Origin of the sequence: Klebsiella sp. MS 92-3 (genome assembly GCF_000195655.1) — a bacterium.
Lineage (GTDB): Bacteria > Pseudomonadota > Gammaproteobacteria > Enterobacterales > Enterobacteriaceae > Klebsiella > Klebsiella pneumoniae.
In genome coordinates, this window is the sequence record NZ_GL882763.1 from 16,242 (window position 1) to 32,843 (window position 16,602).

At 51.4% G+C, this 16,602-nt stretch carries 17 protein-coding genes and 2 pseudogenes; 14 read left to right on the forward strand and 5 right to left on the reverse strand.

Translation table 11 applies throughout. The annotated features are described in order from the left end of the window. Positions 1-10 precede the first annotated feature (10 nt). Positions 11-748, reverse strand: a complete 738-nt coding sequence (locus HMPREF9538_RS0127055) for a peptidoglycan DD-metalloendopeptidase family protein (protein WP_004118669.1) — start codon at positions 746-748, stop codon at positions 11-13. 288 nt (positions 749-1,036) lie between these two features. Next, on the reverse strand, positions 1,037-1,486 hold the full coding sequence (locus tag HMPREF9538_RS0127060; RefSeq protein ID WP_001023257.1) for a copper resistance protein: 450 nt from the start codon (positions 1,484-1,486) through the stop codon (positions 1,037-1,039). Positions 1,487-1,719: 233 nt separating this feature from the next. Here HMPREF9538_RS0127060 and pcoA point away from each other — a divergent pair, with 233 nt between their 5' ends. The 7 genes from pcoA to pcoE all read left to right on the forward strand — a co-directional run bounded on the left by pcoA (position 1,720) and on the right by pcoE (position 8,570). Continuing rightward, entirely contained in the window at positions 1,720-3,537 is a 1,818-nt protein-coding gene (gene pcoA, locus HMPREF9538_RS21280; protein ID WP_000925242.1) for a multicopper oxidase PcoA, read from the forward strand. Positions 3,538-3,542: 5 nt separating this feature from the next. Further along, positions 3,543-4,433: a copper resistance outer membrane transporter PcoB gene (pcoB, locus tag HMPREF9538_RS21275; RefSeq protein ID WP_171805132.1), complete on the forward strand. Its 891-nt coding sequence runs from the start codon at positions 3,543-3,545 to the stop codon at positions 4,431-4,433. 39 nt (positions 4,434-4,472) lie between these two features. Further along, positions 4,473-4,853: a copper resistance system metallochaperone PcoC gene (gene pcoC, locus HMPREF9538_RS21270; RefSeq protein WP_000025662.1), complete on the forward strand. Its 381-nt coding sequence runs from the start codon at positions 4,473-4,475 to the stop codon at positions 4,851-4,853. Positions 4,854-4,908: 55 nt separating this feature from the next. Then, positions 4,909-5,787, forward strand: coding sequence for a copper resistance inner membrane protein PcoD (pcoD, locus tag HMPREF9538_RS21265; protein ID WP_080821469.1), 879 nt, complete (start codon positions 4,909-4,911; stop codon positions 5,785-5,787). Positions 5,788-5,841: 54 nt separating this feature from the next. Then, positions 5,842-6,522, forward strand: coding sequence for a copper response regulator transcription factor PcoR (gene pcoR / locus HMPREF9538_RS21260; protein WP_001188930.1), 681 nt, complete (start codon positions 5,842-5,844; stop codon positions 6,520-6,522). After that, positions 6,519-7,919, forward strand: coding sequence for a copper resistance membrane spanning protein PcoS (gene pcoS, locus HMPREF9538_RS21255; RefSeq protein WP_004152084.1), 1,401 nt, complete (start codon positions 6,519-6,521; stop codon positions 7,917-7,919). The genes pcoR and pcoS overlap by 4 nt, the downstream gene beginning before the upstream one ends. A 216-nt stretch (positions 7,920-8,135) precedes the next feature. Further along, the gene (pcoE, locus tag HMPREF9538_RS21250; RefSeq protein WP_004152085.1) at positions 8,136-8,570 is read left to right on the forward strand and encodes a copper resistance system metallochaperone PcoE; all 435 of its coding nucleotides are present in this window, start codon (positions 8,136-8,138) and stop codon (positions 8,568-8,570) included. Positions 8,571-8,801: 231 nt separating this feature from the next. On the opposite strand, the gene HMPREF9538_RS21245 is transcribed toward pcoE, so the two are convergent. Then, positions 8,802-8,981 (reverse strand): type II toxin-antitoxin system RelE/ParE family toxin, encoded by a 180-nt coding sequence (locus tag HMPREF9538_RS21245; protein WP_004152086.1) that lies wholly within the window; start codon positions 8,979-8,981, stop codon positions 8,802-8,804. Positions 8,982-9,041: 60 nt separating this feature from the next. Beyond that, positions 9,042-10,662, reverse strand: a pseudogene (locus tag HMPREF9538_RS30970) (ISL3 family transposase). Between the two features lie 61 nt (positions 10,663-10,723). Between HMPREF9538_RS30970 and HMPREF9538_RS21230 the strand changes: the two are divergent. Continuing rightward, positions 10,724-11,233, forward strand: a complete 510-nt coding sequence (locus HMPREF9538_RS21230) for an aquaporin (RefSeq protein ID WP_031944101.1) — start codon at positions 10,724-10,726, stop codon at positions 11,231-11,233. Positions 11,234-11,282: 49 nt separating this feature from the next. Here the strand turns inward: HMPREF9538_RS21230 and HMPREF9538_RS21225 are convergent, their stop codons facing one another. Then, positions 11,283-11,780, reverse strand: coding sequence for a GNAT family N-acetyltransferase (locus HMPREF9538_RS21225; protein ID WP_004152091.1), 498 nt, complete (start codon positions 11,778-11,780; stop codon positions 11,283-11,285). A 331-nt stretch (positions 11,781-12,111) separates the two neighbouring features. On the opposite strand from HMPREF9538_RS21225, the gene HMPREF9538_RS0127070 reads away from it, so the two are divergent. The 6 genes and pseudogenes from HMPREF9538_RS0127070 (at position 12,112) to HMPREF9538_RS21205 (ending at position 16,573) form a co-directional block, all read left to right on the forward strand. Then, on the forward strand, positions 12,112-12,438 hold the full coding sequence (locus HMPREF9538_RS0127070; RefSeq protein ID WP_004152092.1) for an ArsR/SmtB family transcription factor: 327 nt from the start codon (positions 12,112-12,114) through the stop codon (positions 12,436-12,438). Next, a complete protein-coding gene (arsH, locus tag HMPREF9538_RS21220; protein WP_004152093.1) occupies positions 12,435-13,148 on the forward strand; it encodes an arsenical resistance protein ArsH in 714 nt (237 codons plus the stop codon). Before HMPREF9538_RS0127070 ends, arsH begins: the two co-directional genes overlap by 4 nt. 8 nt (positions 13,149-13,156) lie before the next feature. Next, positions 13,157-13,702 (forward strand): sigma-70 family RNA polymerase sigma factor, encoded by a 546-nt coding sequence (locus tag HMPREF9538_RS21215; protein ID WP_004182005.1) that lies wholly within the window; start codon positions 13,157-13,159, stop codon positions 13,700-13,702. 75 nt (positions 13,703-13,777) lie between these two features. Further along, on the forward strand, positions 13,778-14,140 hold the full coding sequence (locus HMPREF9538_RS21210; RefSeq protein ID WP_004152095.1) for an arsenic metallochaperone ArsD family protein: 363 nt from the start codon (positions 13,778-13,780) through the stop codon (positions 14,138-14,140). A gap of 18 nt (positions 14,141-14,158) precedes the next feature. Further along, a pseudogene (gene arsA / locus HMPREF9538_RS0127075) lies at positions 14,159-15,915 on the forward strand (arsenical pump-driving ATPase). 121 nt (positions 15,916-16,036) lie between these two features. After that, complete coding sequence (locus HMPREF9538_RS21205) at positions 16,037-16,573, forward strand: GNAT family N-acetyltransferase (RefSeq protein WP_004152096.1); 537 nt, start codon at positions 16,037-16,039, stop codon at positions 16,571-16,573. Positions 16,574-16,602 lie beyond the last annotated feature (29 nt).

The following is a 16,602-nucleotide window of genomic DNA, read 5'->3' on the forward strand; positions in this document are numbered from 1 at the left end:
GCCCCCGTTATCAGTCCAGGTATCGTTCGTAGTCTCTGGCATGCGCAAAGGCATGCTGTTCAAGTTTGTTATCAGCGGGTGCCGCTGCCCGGAACGCCAGTGAGTTAACAGGATTGTTATTGATGACCAGCTCGTAATGCAGATGAGGACCGGATGAACGTCCGCTGTTACCGGATAACGCAATAGCGTCTCCCCGGGTAACCCTGGCCCCTTTAGTAACGAGTATTTTATTGAGGTGGAGATAGCGAGTTTTAACACCGGCTTTTCCCGTTACTTCAACAAAATATCCCATGGTACTGTTGTATTCGGCCCGGGTGATTTTTCCGTCGATGACGCTGACTATTTTCGTGTTCATGGGCATGGAATAATCAATGCCATTATGGGGACTCACTTTTCCCGATACCGGGTTAAGTCTTGCAGGATTGAAAGGCGAACTGAGTCTTGCTGTGGCCGGTAACGGATAATCGAGACTGCCTTTCCCGGAAGTATCGGAAAGGTTATAGAACTTTTTATCTGATATACGATACGCCGTGTAATTAAATGAACCGGACGTAAATTTATAGGCCACGACACGTGATTTTCCCGCTTTCTTTTGCAGTACGAGTTTTAATGATTCATTTTTTTTCAAATGCCGCAGATTAAACCGGGAAGGCAAGGAGCGCTGAAGAGTAGCGATCTCGTTCGATTCCAGCCCCGAGCGGGTGGCTGAAAGGTAGGCATTTTCTTTTACGACATCGGTAGAATACATTTACTGGAATTCGCCGTTAGCATGAACACTGCGGCGTATGCTAGGGGTTTTCAGGAGGCGTGTCATCTGTCAGTTAATCGGGAGCACCGTTGATGGTCGTCATTTTTGTAACATATCTTGTTTCCCGTTTGCTCCTGAAGCTCTGGGAACTGTATGACCAGCCCGACGGTGATGATTAACGGGACTGAAACAGGTTACGGCAGAGCAATATGGGGCTCATGTCCTGCTACGTAACCCGTCAGTAAAGCCCTGCTGCGCACCTGACGCTAAGCACTAACCCGCCTGCAGTTACCTGGTCGAATACAGCCCGCGAAGCTTTCTTGCCTGCGTCTGATGTGCTTCCGCACCGGCATTATTGACCTGCTCATGCACGAGAGCGGCTTTTTCTCCGGCATTCAGTTCGTTAAAAGAAGAAGACGAGGTCTTTGAATTTGCATCACTGCCGGACAGCATTTTTTTATGTTCCTCAATCATTTTCTGATGCGCATAGGACGCGCTGTTGTTCATAAATGAATGAGCAACAATGGCCCTTTCATGTTCATTCATTTCAGAGAATGAGGGCGTGTTGTTTTTATTAACCCTGTCCGGTAAGTTTTCATGCGTCGAGGAGTTCACATGACTGACGGCTGAGGCATTATTAACAAATCGATGTGCTTCATGGGCAATATCACTGGACTGAGCAAAAGCTGCCCCACAAAATAAAGCTGTAAACGCAGTGGTCGTGATTAATATATTCATGTGTAATTACCTTCTGAGGTACATAAAAGATGTCCTTATGATCATATATAAAAAAATCAACCTGTGGGGAAGATGACGTAAATGTAATACAGCCACGTACATTACACGATTGTAATGAATTTGTTTCTTAAGGTGTGCTAGATTCATTTCATTGTAAGTGGATGAACCAGTAATTTAATTTAAATCGGTTCTCGAATTCTGTCAGTAACCATACTTTAAATAAGGGAATGCGCATGCTGTTGAAAACGTCTCGACGAACTTTCCTGAAGGGGTTAACCCTCTCTGGCGTAGCCGGAAGTCTTGGCGTATGGAGTTTCAATGCGCGTTCCAGTCTGAGCCTGCCAGTTGCCGCATCCCTGCAGGGTACTCAGTTTGACCTGACCATTGGTGAAACGGCCGTCAATATCACGGGCAGTGAGCGTCAGGCCAAAACAATCAATGGAGGCCTGCCGGGGCCCGTTCTTCGCTGGAAAGAAGGTGACACCATTACCCTGAAGGTCAAAAACCGTCTTAATGAACAGACGTCCATTCACTGGCACGGCATTATTCTTCCGGCCAATATGGATGGTGTTCCGGGGCTGAGTTTTATGGGCATAGAGCCTGATGATACCTACGTTTACACCTTTAAGGTTAAGCAGAACGGGACTTACTGGTACCACAGCCATTCCGGTCTGCAGGAACAGGAGGGGGTATACGGTGCCATTATCATCGATGCTAGGGAGCCAGAACCGTTTGCTTACGATCGTGAGCATGTGGTCATGTTGTCTGACTGGACCGATGAAAATCCTCACAGCCTGCTGAAAAAATTAAAAAAACAGTCGGATTACTACAATTTCAATAAACCAACCGTTGGCTCTTTTTTCCGCGACGTGAATACCAGGGGGCTGTCAGCCACCATTGCCGATCGGAAAATGTGGGCTGAAATGAAAATGAATCCGACTGACCTCGCGGATGTCAGTGGCTACACCTACACCTATCTCATGAACGGGCAGGCCCCGCTGAAAAACTGGACCGGACTGTTCCGTCCCGGTGAAAAGATACGCTTACGGTTTATCAACGGCTCGGCAATGACCTATTTCGATATCCGTATCCCCGGGCTGAAAATGACGGTCGTGGCTGCAGATGGCCAGTATGTAAACCCGGTTACCGTTGACGAATTCAGGATTGCCGTTGCCGAAACCTATGATGTCATTGTGGAGCCTCAGGGTGAGGCCTATACCATCTTCGCACAATCCATGGACAGGACCGGTTACGCTCGAGGGACACTGGCCACGAGAGAAGGGTTAAGTGCTGCCGTTCCCCCCCTCGATCCCCGTCCTCTGTTGACCATGGAAGATATGGGTATGGGGGGAATGGGACATGATATGGCAGGAATGGACCACAGCCAGATGGGAGGCATGGATAACAGCGGAGAGATGATGTCTATGGACGGTGCTGACCTTCCGGATAGCGGGACATCCTCCGCGCCCATGGATCACAGCAGCATGGCCGGTATGGATCATTCCCGGATGGCCGGAATGCCGGGTATGCAAAGTCATCCTGCGTCAGAAACGGATAACCCACTGGTTGATATGCAGGCGATGAGCGTCTCTCCGAAATTAAATGATCCGGGTATTGGTCTTCGAAATAACGGAAGAAAGGTTCTCACGTACGCGGATTTGAAAAGCCGCTTTGAGGATCCTGACGGACGTGAACCTGGCCGTACCATAGAACTGCATTTAACCGGCCACATGGAAAAGTTTGCCTGGTCATTTAACGGAATCAAGTTTTCAGATGCCGCACCGGTGCTGCTGAAATACGGTGAGCGGCTCAGGATCACGCTGATCAACGATACCATGATGACTCACCCCATTCACCTGCATGGTATGTGGAGCGATCTGGAAGATGAAAACGGTAATTTCATGGTTCGTAAACACACAATAGATGTTCCCCCTGGTACAAAACGCAGTTACAGAGTGACAGCAGATGCGCTTGGCCGCTGGGCGTATCACTGCCATTTGCTCTATCACATGGAAATGGGAATGTTTCGTGAAGTCCGGGTGGAGGAATGATGCGAATGAAGAGAAATTTGAAGGCCATACCTGTTCTGGTCGCCGGTTTGTTTACCTCACAGCTTTCTATTGCGGCGGGCTCCGTCTCTGCAGATCCCCACGCCGGGCACGACATGTCTGCCATGCAGATGCCAGCAGATGAGAATTTCACTGAGATGACGTCAATGGAGCCCATTGTAACTGAGAGCAGAACGCCAATTCCGCCTGTTACCGATGCCGACCGGAAGGCTGCATTCGGCAATTTACAGGGGCATGCGATTCACGACAGTGCGATTAATTATCTGGTTCTGCTGGATCAACTGGAATGGCAACGGTCGGATAACACCAACAATTTCAGCTGGAGTGTTAACAGCTGGATTGGAGGCGACACAGATCGGATTTGGCTAAAGAGTGAAGGTGAACGAAGCAATGGGGAAACGGAGGCGGCTGAAGCGCAGTTACTCTGGGGACATGCGGTTGGCCCATGGTGGGATTTGGTTGCGGGTGTCAGGCAGGATTTCAGACCTGCTTCTGCCCGGACCTGGGCTGCTGTCGGTTTTCAGGGGCTGGCACCCTATAATTTTGAGTCTGAAATTACGGGTTTTGTCAGTAATGGCGGAAAAGCAGCCCTTCGTCTGGGAGGAGAATACGACGTTTTACTGACTAACCGGCTCATACTCCAGCCATCCTATGAGGTGAATTTCTACAGTCAGGATGATGAATCGCGGGGTCGCGGCAGGGGACTGACTGACACAGAGCTGGGGCTCCGGCTGCGCTATGAAATACGCCGTGAGTTTGCACCCTATATAGGCGTTTCCTGGAATCAACTTTACGGGAAAACATCCGATATGGCGAAAAGAGAAGGTGAGAAAGACCATCAGGTAGTATTCCTGGCGGGAGCCAGAATCTGGTTTTAACGCACTGATATAAAACACTCAACTAAACAGGTAAATAAAATGTCGATTTTAAATAAAGCCATTCTTACAGGTGGCCTCGTTATGGGCGTTGCTTTCTCTGCTATGGCCCATCCGGAATTAAAAAGCTCTGTGCCACAGGCTGATTCAGCCGTAGCGGCCCCGGAAAAGATTCAGCTTAATTTCTCGGAAAATCTGACCGTGAAATTCTCAGGTGCAAAATTAACGATGACGGGTATGAAAGGCATGTCATCACATTCTCCGATGCCGGTCGCGGCAAAAGTGGCGCCAGGCGCTGACCCTAAATCGATGGTCATTATTCCGCGAGAGCCTTTACCCGCTGGCACTTATCGTGTTGACTGGCGCGCGGTTTCTTCAGATACGCACCCTATTACCGGTAATTACACCTTTACAGTGAAGTAATATTATGAACGACCTGATTATGATTGTTATTCGTTTTCTTCTTTATCTGGATTTGATGGTAATATTTGGATTGCCATTTTTTCAGATATATGGAATAAGCGGTGTCAGACATGAAACCTATAACCTGACTAATTTCAGGTCGTTTATAACCTTTGCTGTTGTTACAGGCATCATTCTTACTGGCATTAATATGCTCCTGGTATCTAATGCCATGAGTGGAGTAACTGACCTCAGAGAATTATCCATCCATGTTATCGAGATGGTGATAGAAGAAACTGATGTGGGTATTAGCTGGATTGTCAGACTCTGTGCCCTGTTTACCACACTCGGTGCTTTGTTCCTTTACACTAATAAGAGAGTATTGTCCTGCCTGCTGATGACGATGAGTGGGGGCGTGGCGCTGGCTACACTTGCCTGGGGAGGACACGCCGTTATGCATGACGGTCTGCATTACTATCTCCATTTACTGAGCGATCTGACCCATCTCGGCGCTGCAGGTGCCTGGACAGGTGCTCTGGTTGCATTTGCTATCCTGCTGATGCGCAGAAACGAGCATAATGCACAGAGCGTCATTGTGATATCTGACTCCCTGGCAAAATTTGCCACGGCAGGAACGGTGATTGTTGTAGCCCTGATCCTGAGTGCGCTGGTCAACTATCTGTATATTGCTGAGGGTAACTTAACTCCCTTATTCAACAGTTCCTGGGGGAGGATATTGCTTGCCAAGACGGCTCTGTTTGTTCTGATGCTTCTTCTGGCTGCAGCAAACCGGTTTCACCTGGGTCCCCGGCTTGAAGTTATGGTCAGGGAAGGGAATTATGATCGCAGCGTTGCCCTGATGCGAAACAGCATCCTGACAGAATTCGTTGTTGCGATTATCATTCTGGGCGCCGTAGCGTGGCTTGGAATGCTTGCTCCGTCTCAGATCAGCTAGGGGACAGCCAAAGCTCATGCGTGAGATTTTTACTTTCATATCAGCGAGTTGACCATGCAGCGTATTTTAATCGTTGAAGACGAACAAAAAACAGGTCGTTACCTGCAGCAGGGACTGGTTGAGGAAGGCTATCAGGCCGATCTCTTTAATAATGGCCGCGATGGTCTCGGGGCCGCGTCGAAGGGACAGTATGATTTGATAATACTGGACGTGATGCTGCCTTTCCTCGACGGGTGGCAAATCATCAGCGCACTGAGGGAGTCCGGGCACGAAGAACCGGTCCTGTTTTTAACCGCAAAGGACAACGTGCGGGACAAAGTGAAAGGACTGGAGCTTGGCGCAGATGACTACCTGATTAAGCCCTTTGATTTTACGGAGCTGGTTGCACGTGTAAGAACCCTACTGCGCCGGGCACGCTCGCAGGCCGCAACAGTCTGCACCATCGCCGATATGACCGTTGATATGGTGCGCCGGACCGTGATCCGTTCGGGGAAGAAGATCCATCTCACCGGTAAAGAATACGTTCTGCTTGAGTTGCTGCTGCAACGCACCGGAGAAGTGTTACCCAGGAGTCTTATCTCGTCCCTGGTCTGGAACATGAATTTTGACAGTGATACGAATGTGATTGATGTCGCCGTGAGACGTCTGAGAAGTAAAATTGATGATGACTTTGAGCCAAAACTGATCCATACCGTTCGCGGTGCCGGATATGTCCTGGAGATCAGAGAAGAGTGAGGTTCAAAATTTCCCTGACCACACGCCTGAGCCTGATTTTTTCTGCGGTGATGCTTACGGTATGGTGGTTATCAAGTTTTATCCTGATTAGCACCCTGAATGGCTATTTCGATAATCAGGACCGCGATTTTCTGACAGGTAAACTTCAGCTCACCGAAGAGTTTCTTAAAACAGAGACGTTCAGGAACAAAACGGATATTAAGTCATTATCAGAAAAAATAAACGATGCGATGGTGGGGCACAATGGCTTATTCATTTCTATAAAAAACATGGAAAATGAAAAAATTGTTGAACTCTATGCCAAAAATTCTGTTGTTCCAGCGGTCCTGCTTAATAAGTCGGGTGATATTCTCGACTATATGATCCAGACGGAAGAAAATAACACCGTGTACCGCAGTATCTCGCGGCGGGTTGCCGTGACGCCGGAACAGGGTAAAAGCAAACATGTCATCATTACGGTTGCCACGGATACTGGGTATCACACCCTGTTTATGGACAAACTCAGTACCTGGCTGTTCTGGTTCAATATCGGTCTGGTCTTTATTTCTGTTTTTCTGGGCTGGCTGACCACACGTATTGGTCTGAAACCGCTACGGGAAATGACCAGTCTGGCTTCCTCCATGACCGTACACAGCCTGGATCAGCGTCTAAATCCCGATCTGGCTCCGCCGGAAATCTCTGAGACCATGCAGGAGTTCAATAATATGTTTGATCGCCTGGAGGGGGCATTCCGGAAACTGTCAGATTTCTCGTCTGACATCGCGCATGAGCTGCGCACACCAGTCAGTAATCTGATGATGCAGACGCAGTTTGCACTGGCTAAGGAAAGGGATGTTTCGCATTACCGCGAAATTTTATTCGCTAACCTGGAAGAACTGAAAAGGTTGTCACGAATGACCAGTGACATGCTTTTTCTGGCACGTTCAGAGCATGGTCTGCTGCGGCTGGATAAACATGATGTGGATCTGGCAGCCGAACTGAATGAATTACGTGAGTTGTTCGAGCCCCTGGCAGACGAAACAGGAAAGACAATCACGGTTGAAGGAGAGGGCGTTGTTGCCGGAGACAGCGATATGCTCCGACGTGCTTTCAGTAACCTGCTTTCCAATGCAATCAAGTATTCTCCCGATAACACCTGTACAGCGATACACATTGAGCGTGACAGTGACTGTGTGAACGTGATGATTACGAATACGATGTCCGGCCAGGTTCCCGCTAATCTGGAACGTTTGTTTGACCGGTTCTATCGCGCAGACTCATCAAGGTTCTACAACACGGAAGGCGCGGGGCTGGGATTATCAATTACAAGGTCGATCATTCATGCTCACGGCGGCGAGCTGTCAGCAGAACAGCAGGGGCGGGAAATTGTGTTCAGTGTGCGTCTGTTAATGGATTAATACCGTTATTCAGGAGAAACCCGGAAGGTGACAAAAATGTCATCGTTCAGTCACGCGATAAACAGAGGCGGTTTTTTATAATCAGCCATAAATCAGGACAGCGTGATAATTCAATCGCCCGGTTCCTGGCGTGATGATCAACCAGCCCTGAGATCAAATGCTTTCTCTGTTATAAGCCGTTGATTGTTTGGGTATGAAAACACCGGAGACCCAACCATGAAAAAGATCCTTGTATCATTTGTTGCCATTATGGCTGTCGCTTCATCCGCCATGGCTGCAGAGACAATGAACATGCATGACCAGGTAAATAATGCCCAGGCACCCGCCCATCAGATGCAGTCAACCTCTGAAAAAAGCGCTGTTCAGGGAGACAGTATGACAATGATGGATATGAGTGGTCACGATCAGGCTGCAATGACCCATGAAATGATGCAAAACGGCAACGCTTCTGCCCATCAGGACATGGCTGAAATGCATAAAAAAATGATGAAATCCAAGCCAGCAGCTTCTAACGAAACAGCAAAATCATTTTCCGAAATGAACGAGCATGAGAAAGCCGCTGTTGTACACGAGAAGGCGAATAATGGTCAGTCTTCAGTGATTCATCAGCAGCAGGCTGAAAAGCATCGCAGCCAGATCACCCAGAATTAACCCGCAGCTCCACTTGTCAGACCCTCATTTGACGCCGAAGTCACTGGCTTACGCTCCCGCCGGGAGCGTTTTTTTTCGTAATTAATAAGTGTCATCAAAAGCATCCATCACCATTATCATAATTGGCCCTGATCAAATAAAATTTAACTTATGTTGCGCGAGAATTCAGTTCATGAAAAAAATATCAGTATCATATTGTTTTTAATTATTATTTTCGTTCCCGGTTATATCCTATATCCAGGGTTCATGCCGCGCCGTATCCTGAGACTGGCTGAGAATACGAATGATCGTAACCACCGAATGTGATGACACAAAATAGATCATGTGCTGTTCCACCGGCAGCGAGCAGATATTGTCTCCCAGCTCCGCGCGATGCGTGCCTATGTCATGCATGGCCAGAACGTCAAACACCGCTGCTATACTGTTACCAACGGTGCAAAACTGGGTCTTCCGCAACTTAGGTGGAGTTGTTTAAGCCAGAGGGCTCATGACTCGTCGTCGCAGTAACTCGAAGCCAGCTCGACCGTACATCTGCCGTTTCAGCATCTTCAGGCGGTTTACATGGCCTTCCACAACGCCATTACTCCATCTGCTGCTTATCGCTTCGTGTATTGCTGTTGCATCCGCTTCCATACCGGCCGCAACACGCTGAAGGTCAATGAGCCCACTTTGACTGACGTCAGAGAACCATTGATTTAACTGCGATTTATTCTTCGTTTTCAACATTCGATAGAAGTCGAGCGACAGCTGTTGCGCCATTTTCAGTTGCGGTTCTTTCTGGCACATCGATTCGATGAAGCGGGATGCATAGTTTTCTTCTCCTCTGATCATTCGCCAGGGCATTAACCAGCGGCTTACTCTGGATGCTGAGGGGAGTCGAACTGGGGCGATAACGGGACTGTTAACCTGCTTACGCCACTTAGCCACAGCATCCCTGACCGTCGTTTCGCTCCCGGTGAAGCCAGCATTTACCATCTCCCGCCATAGCTGCCCGGCATTATGGTTACCGTTTATCCGTTGTTCTTCCAGCCATTCCTGCCATGGTTCAAGTAACCCGGGTCTGGGTGGCTTAGTTGATATTTCAGGGAACGCTTTTGACTGTATCCACCGGCGAACCGTCACCCGGGACAGTCCGGTGATACGCGATATTTCTCTTATCCCACAACCCTTTTTATGAAGAGAGTCTACCTCAGCCCAGCGCTGATACCGTTTGTCACGTTGCTCTCGTTTAATACGTTCAGGGCGACGTAACGTTGACGTTGGCACCAAAGACGCTTCAGCATTCTGTTTTTTGGGGGGATAACTCGGTGGCCACCAGTCGTATCAATGGCATGTGTCTGTACATCATGCGCTCCAGCGCATCACCAATATTCTTCAGCAGATGCCAGCGATCGGCCACCTGTATTGCCTGCGGTGCACCATCGCGAGCAGCTAACGCATAGATCCCCCCACGATCGCGTGAGACGACCTGTATTTCTGGGTATTTTTTGAACCATGCCGCCAGAGTGCGTTGCTCCCGGCCTGGCAGTAACACCAGGGGGCGATGGGTATCAAGATTTACGATCAGTGTGCCGTACCTGTGGCCCCGATGCCATGCCCACTCGTCAATACCAACATGCCTGGTCCGGTTCTCTGTTTGTTCCGGAGCTTGAACCACTCTGCGCAGTAAAGTATCCGCGCTGATCTGTATTCCTGAAGCTACTGCAGCTCGTCTCCCTGCTTCACCACCTGCGATAAGCCCCAGCTGATGCTGCAGATTTTTCAGCAATGCAGAAGACTGCTGCTGCGGGCCTGCAAAGGGAGCAAGCGATTCAGCAAAAATTTTACGTGAACAGGAAGGGTTACGACAGTACCAGTGCCGGATGGCGAAGACTAACCAGAGGGCCTGGCCTGAGCATGGAAGATGCTGTACTCGCCTCCGCCGGCAACTATGAACAGAATGACTGTGCGTGAGGCACTCAGGACATGATGCCGTTTTACGTGTGGCGCGGAGATGGAGGGTTATTCCATCAGTACCAGTAATCTGTCGGCAGGTTTGCCACCCGCGCGGTAGCTGTAAAAGTCTCTTAAGTGAGGCCATTTTGTTATACATAACTTAAAACAGCTTAGATCCTTGTTAACTAAAAAGTTTCATCAATTTTTGTCCACCTAAGTTGCGGAAGACCCACTTTTTACCCGTTGTTGACAGCGGAGCACACCTTAACCCCGTGGTAAGCCTGATTTTTTATCTGATCGGGGCCTGCTCTTTCAGGGCAACCATGAATTACATCGTGGCTCAGTTGTTAGGGGCCGGCGCTGCTGCACTGTGCCTGAAGGCTGTCTTTGGCCACTCCCTGCTGGCCGGGGTGACCCGGGTCCATATGGGGGTATCACTGTACAATGCCTTTTTCATCGAAGGTGTCATGACTTTTATTCTGATTATGAGCATCCTAACGACCAGAAACCCCGCGATTATCAGCATTGCTGTTTTTCTTGATGCTTTTATTGGCGGGCCGCTGACGGGGGCAAGCATGAACCCGGCCCGTAGCTTCGGGCCGGCATTGGCCATGGGATACTGGGATAATCAGTGGCTGTACTGGGCCGCTCCGCTGTCTGGCGGGCTTGCAGCTGTTGCGTGCTGCCAGCTGTTTATGCCGCAACTGAAGTCACCCTCACCGGAATAAAGTCCCTTCCAGGACAGAATGCCTCTGATGAACAGAGGCATTCTTTTTTTCAGCAACCCACTGTCCGGCTACGCCTTTCCAGAATGAGAACATCTCTCCATTTTCCGTTCATTTCACCCACATTTTCCCGGCAGCCGACTTCCCTGAATCCCTGGCTGCGATGTAAAGCAACACTGGCCTGGTTTTCCGGAAAGATGCCAGCAAGTAGCGTCCAGAAACCCGCACTTTCCGAGCCCTTTATCAGCCCGGAGAGCAAAGCCCTGCCCGCGCCTTTTCCCTGAAAATGAGTACTGACATAAATGCTCAGCTCTGCGACACCGCGGTATGCATGCCGGCGGGAAAAAGGAGATAGCGCAGCCCATCCCACCACTCTGTTATCAACAGTGGCGACGTAGCGGCAGTCCTGAAGATGCCCTTCATTCCATTCCAGCCACTCAGGTGCTGCGGTCTGAAAGGTGGCGTTCCCTGTTGCAATTCCTTCCTGATAAATTTCCCTGACTGCACACCAGTCCTCTTCGTGCATTTTTCTAATGATGATCTCTGCCATTTCTCTGTACCGTATGTTTGCTGTATTCATAGGCAGTCAGAAAACGAGCCTGCCTGGGCTTCCCGGCGGCGGGACATAATGCGCCCGTCAGCAAAGGATGAAGGTCATTTTATTTTTAGCGGGAATCGGTTTCTACTGTGACGGATTCATATGCATTTTTCCATATATATTGTGACGTACCTCATTTCTGAGAGGTATAAACACCGATCATGTTTTCTCCATGCCGCGTAAGTGTAAGGCCCCGGAGATGGAGTCATATTATGGACGTGGTTGCGCTCACTATATATTTCTATTATTCTGGAAATATAGAAATAAAATTACGAGGAATGGGATGGAGCTGAAAATCGCCGCGATGGTGCTGAAAGAACTTGGCCACACCACTCGTCTCGATATTTACAAAACACTCGTTAAGGCCGGACGTCAGGGACTGCCCGTGGGGGAACTGCAGCAACATCTCGCCATTCCGGCCTCGACCCTGAGTCATCATCTTTCATCGCTGATATCCGTCTCACTGGTTCGCCAGGAAAGGCAGGGGAGAACACTGTTCTGCCACGCCTGTTATGACAACCTTGCTGCATTGATTGCCTTTCTGACAGAAGAGTGCTGTGCAGACGAATATGCCCCGCCTGGTTTTATGTCACCACCGGAGAAAAAATGATTGCTGAACTGAAAAATGTTGTTCCTGAGCTGTTTGATACAGGTCGCACCGGGGTCCGCCTGGGTGTAAAGACAGTTGACCATCCTCCCCGGATCCTGATGTTGTACGGTTCCGTTCGAGAGCGGTCCTACAGCCGTCTGGCCACCGAAGAGGCTGCCCGGCTTCTTACCGCCATGGGTGCGGATGTCCGCATCTTTAATCCTTCCGGTCTCCCTCTGCCGGATGATGCAGCGGATACGCATCCCAGGGTTATGGAACTTCGCGAAATGGTGCGCTGGTCTGAAGGGATGGTATGGTGCTCTCCTGAACGTCATGGTGCGATGACCGGCATTATGAAAGCCCAGATTGACTGGATACCACTATCAGAGGGCGCAGTACGCCCTTCTCAGGGAAAAACCCTGGCCGTCATGCAGGTCTGCGGAGGCTCCCAGTCTTTCAATGCGGTAAACCAGATGCGTATTCTTGGCCGCTGGATGCGAATGATTACTATACCTAATCAATCCTCGGTAGCGAAAGCCTGGCAGGAGTTTGATGAAGACGGACGGATGAAACCATCCCCGTACTACGACCGTATTGTGGATGTAATGGAAGAGCTGATGAAGTTTACCCTGCTGACCCGGGAGTATGCAGCGTATCTCGTCGATCGCTACAGTGAACGTAAAGAGTCGGCAGAAGCACTTTCCCGGCGGGTGAATCAGAGCAAAATCTGAGGGCTGGTATGAGTGATGTAACGGCATTCAACAACTGCATGAGCGTGTTCTGGCAACAGCATGAAGCAGAGCTCTCCCGTTTTCTGGCATCAAGGACAGGCGATCGGGAGCAGGCAGCCGATCTGCTTCAGGAAGTCTTCCTGCGCGCCCGGGCCTGTGCAGACCGCTTCTGTGAAATGGAGAACCCGCGGGCCTGGCTGTACCGGACGGCGAGGAATCTGCTGACGGATGAGTACCGTGCCGCCAGAGACGTCGTGGTGCTGGAAGACGAGATCCCGCTGCCTGACGCCTTCCATGAGGCGGTTTCAACGCTGGAGATTTGCCTGCCTGAAACCCTGCAGGCCTTACCTGACGAGGAAAGATGGCTGATAGAAGAGGCCGATCTGAACCGGCGTCCCCAGCAGCGCCTGGCCGACGAGCTGGGGATCACGCTGACGGCGTTTAAGTCGCGCCTGCTTCGCGCCCGGAAACATCTGAAGAAGACGATGACGGAACTCTGCCAGGTGGAAGTGGATGATGCGTCTTCCGTCTGCTGCCATAAAAAAATGGATTAACCGCGCATCTTTTTCCCGCCTCACTCGTTTACCTCAGTGTAAAGCCCCATCATTCAACACTGAGGTAAACAGTCCATGTCAAAAATTGAGATCTTTGAAGCCGCAGGCTGCTGTGCGACCAGCAGCGTCGTGGTCAGCGATGAAGCCGTCAAATGGAACGCCAGCGCCGAATGGGCGAAAAAGCATGGTGTGAATATTCAGCGTTACAGCCTGGCAAAGAACCCGCAGCAGTTCCTGAATACGCCCGTCATCAGGGCCTTCCTGAACACGTCAGGAATGGAGTCCCTTCCCGCTACCCTGCTTGACGGCCAGCTGGTGATGGCGGGCAAGCTCCCGTCCCGGGAAGATATCGCCCGCTGGGCCGGTATTTCCCTCACGCAGGACTGGAATGAAGACAGCACGCAGCCGCGCTGCTGCAGCATTCCCCGTATGCCTTAATCCCGGAGGAGCTCAACAATGACGATGCCATTTTTACAGAATATCCCCCCGTTTATCTTCTTCACCGGCAAAGGCGGCGTGGGGAAAACCTCTCTGGCCTGCGCGACGGCGGTATGGCTGGCTGACCAGGGCCGGAGAACGCTTCTGGTCAGTACCGATCCGGCCTCCAATGTCGGTCAGGTCTTCAGCCAGACTGTGGGCCACCGGATCACTGGTATCCGCACCGTGGAAAACCTTGCGGCAATGGAAGTTGACCCGATGGCGGCCGCGCAGGCTTACCGCGATCGCGTGCTCGATCCTGTTCGTGAACTGATGCCTGCCGATGTCATCAGCAACATTGAAGAACAGCTTTCCGGTTCATGTACCACGGAGATCGCGGCGTTTGATGAATTTACCGCGCTGCTGACCAGTCATGAACTGCGCGAAAAATATGATCATATCGTCTTTGATACTGCACCAACCGGACACACCATCCGTATGCTTGAGCTGCCGGGCGCCTGGAGCGGGTACCTCGATGCACATCCTGATGCTGCGGCGAACCTCGGCCCTCTGGTGGGGCTGGAGAAACAACAGGACCAGTACGCTGACGCAGTGAAAGCCCTCTCTGATACGGCACTCACGCGACTGGTTCTGGTTGCCCGCGCACAGGCGTCGACCCTGAAAGAGGTCTCCCATACCCACGAGGAGCTGTCGGCTATCGGTCTGCAGCATCAGCACCTTGCCATCAATGGCGTGCTGCCTCCCTTTGCCGGTGAACAGGATCCGCTGGCGCACAGTATTCTGGCGCGGGAGGAACGGGCCTTACGGGCCATGCCTGAAAACCTCGCGCATCTTCCCCGGTCGATGCTGTATCTGAAGCCTTTTAATCTGGTTGGTCTGGAAGCCCTGAGGGCGCTGTTTACAGAGAGCACACTTGTTCTGCCGGATCCGGGAGCCACGCTCACGACGGTCGATTTACCGGAGCTTGCCTCCCTGGTGGAGGACCTCAGCCGAGCGGGAAAAGGGCTGGTCATGACGATGGGAAAAGGGGGCGTGGGGAAAACCACGGTGGCGGCTGCGGTCGCGGTCTCGCTGGCCAGACGCGGTCATAAAGTCCACCTGACCACCTCCGATCCGGCAGCCACCTGTCTTACACCCTGGATGGCTCGCTGCCAGGCCTTCAGGTCAGCCGTATCGATCCAAAAGCAGAGACTGAGCGCTATCGTCGCTTTGTGCTGGAAAATCAGGGAAAAGGTCTGGATGAAGAGGGACTGGCGGTACTGGAGGAAGATCTCCGTTCCCCCTGCACCGAAGAGATTGCCGTGTTTCAGGCATTCTCCCGGATCATCAAAGAGGCCAACGACCATTTTGTCATTATAGACACTGCGCCCACCGGGCATACGCTGCTGTTGCTGGATGCAACCGGGGCCTATCACCGGGAAATGGTGCGCCAGATGGGGCAGGCTCACGATCACGTGATAACGCCAATGATGCAGCTGCAGGATCCGGAGAAGACCAGAGTCATTATCGTGACGCTTGCCGAAACCACGCCGGTACTGGAAGCGGCCGGGCTGCAGCAGGACTTACGCCGGGCCGGGATTGAACCCTGGGCGTGGGTCATCAATAACAGCCTCGCGGCCGCGAAGCCGTCCTCCCCGTTCCTGGTCACCCGTGCCCGTCGCGAACTGCCGCTGATCGACGACGTTGCCGGGCATTATGCACAGCGCATTGCCCTGACGCCACTGCTGAAGGACGACCCGGTAGGCGTGGACCTGCTGGCTGAAATGGCGGGCTGACAGGTGGGGCGACGCCCTACCTCCACTTAAAACATTTCCTTATACAGGTCATAAGATGAAGCGCTTAATCTGCCGTCGCGAATTCCGGTAGTGTGTCAGTCAACGTCACAGGAGTCATACAATGCACATTATCAATGCTGAAGAGCAGCACATTCCCGCCATACGGCGCATTTACGCCCATCATGTCCTGCACGGCACAGGCAGCTTCGAGACGGAACCCCCGGACACGCAGGAAATGCTTGCCCGGGTGAAAAATGTTCAGTCACGTGGATTTCCCTGGTATATCGCCCTGCAGGGGGAGACGGTCATCGGCTACTGTTATCTCTCCCGCTACCGCGAACGCCATGCCTACCGGTTTACGGTTGAAAATTCGGTGTACATCGATCCGGCTTATCAGCGGCAGGGGGGCGGAAAAGCCTTACTCGATCATGCCTTAACATGGGCCCGGTCTCAGGGATACCGCCAGATGATAGCGGTTGTGGGGGACAGTGCGAACGTCGCGTCTGTAGCGCTGCATCTTCGCGCCGGATTTACTGAAATCGGCACGCTGAAGGACATCGGTTTCAAGCATGGCCGCTGGCTGGACACGGTGTTGCTGCAGCGTCAGCTGGGAAAAGGGAGCTGTACGCTGCCGGACAGTCCGGTACCCGGACGCTGAGGCAGGAGAAAGGGGGCATCGCCCCCTTT

Excerpts from the sequence above, each read along its gene's own strand:
- HMPREF9538_RS0127055 (WP_004118669.1), bottom strand. The coding sequence starts at position 748 with ATGTATTCTACCGATGTCGTAAAAGAAAATGCCTACCTTTCAGCCACC.
- pcoB (WP_171805132.1), top strand. The coding sequence starts at position 3,543 with ATGAAGAGAAATTTGAAGGCCATACCTGTTCTGGTCGCCGGTTTGTTT.
- HMPREF9538_RS21205 (WP_004152096.1), top strand. The coding sequence starts at position 16,037 with ATGCACATTATCAATGCTGAAGAGCAGCACATTCCCGCCATACGGCGC.
- HMPREF9538_RS21225 (WP_004152091.1), bottom strand. The coding sequence starts at position 11,780 with ATGGCAGAGATCATCATTAGAAAAATGCACGAAGAGGACTGGTGTGCA.
- pcoA (WP_000925242.1), top strand. The coding sequence starts at position 1,720 with ATGCTGTTGAAAACGTCTCGACGAACTTTCCTGAAGGGGTTAACCCTC.
- pcoD (WP_080821469.1), top strand. The coding sequence starts at position 4,909 with ATGGTAATATTTGGATTGCCATTTTTTCAGATATATGGAATAAGCGGT.
- pcoC (WP_000025662.1), top strand. The coding sequence starts at position 4,473 with ATGTCGATTTTAAATAAAGCCATTCTTACAGGTGGCCTCGTTATGGGC.
- HMPREF9538_RS0127070 (WP_004152092.1), top strand. The coding sequence starts at position 12,112 with ATGGAGCTGAAAATCGCCGCGATGGTGCTGAAAGAACTTGGCCACACC.
- HMPREF9538_RS0127060 (WP_001023257.1), bottom strand. The coding sequence starts at position 1,486 with ATGAATATATTAATCACGACCACTGCGTTTACAGCTTTATTTTGTGGG.
- HMPREF9538_RS21210 (WP_004152095.1), top strand. The coding sequence starts at position 13,778 with ATGTCAAAAATTGAGATCTTTGAAGCCGCAGGCTGCTGTGCGACCAGC.
- HMPREF9538_RS21215 (WP_004182005.1), top strand. The coding sequence starts at position 13,157 with ATGAGTGATGTAACGGCATTCAACAACTGCATGAGCGTGTTCTGGCAA.
- pcoE (WP_004152085.1), top strand. The coding sequence starts at position 8,136 with ATGAAAAAGATCCTTGTATCATTTGTTGCCATTATGGCTGTCGCTTCA.
- arsH (WP_004152093.1), top strand. The coding sequence starts at position 12,435 with ATGATTGCTGAACTGAAAAATGTTGTTCCTGAGCTGTTTGATACAGGT.
- pcoR (WP_001188930.1), top strand. The coding sequence starts at position 5,842 with ATGCAGCGTATTTTAATCGTTGAAGACGAACAAAAAACAGGTCGTTAC.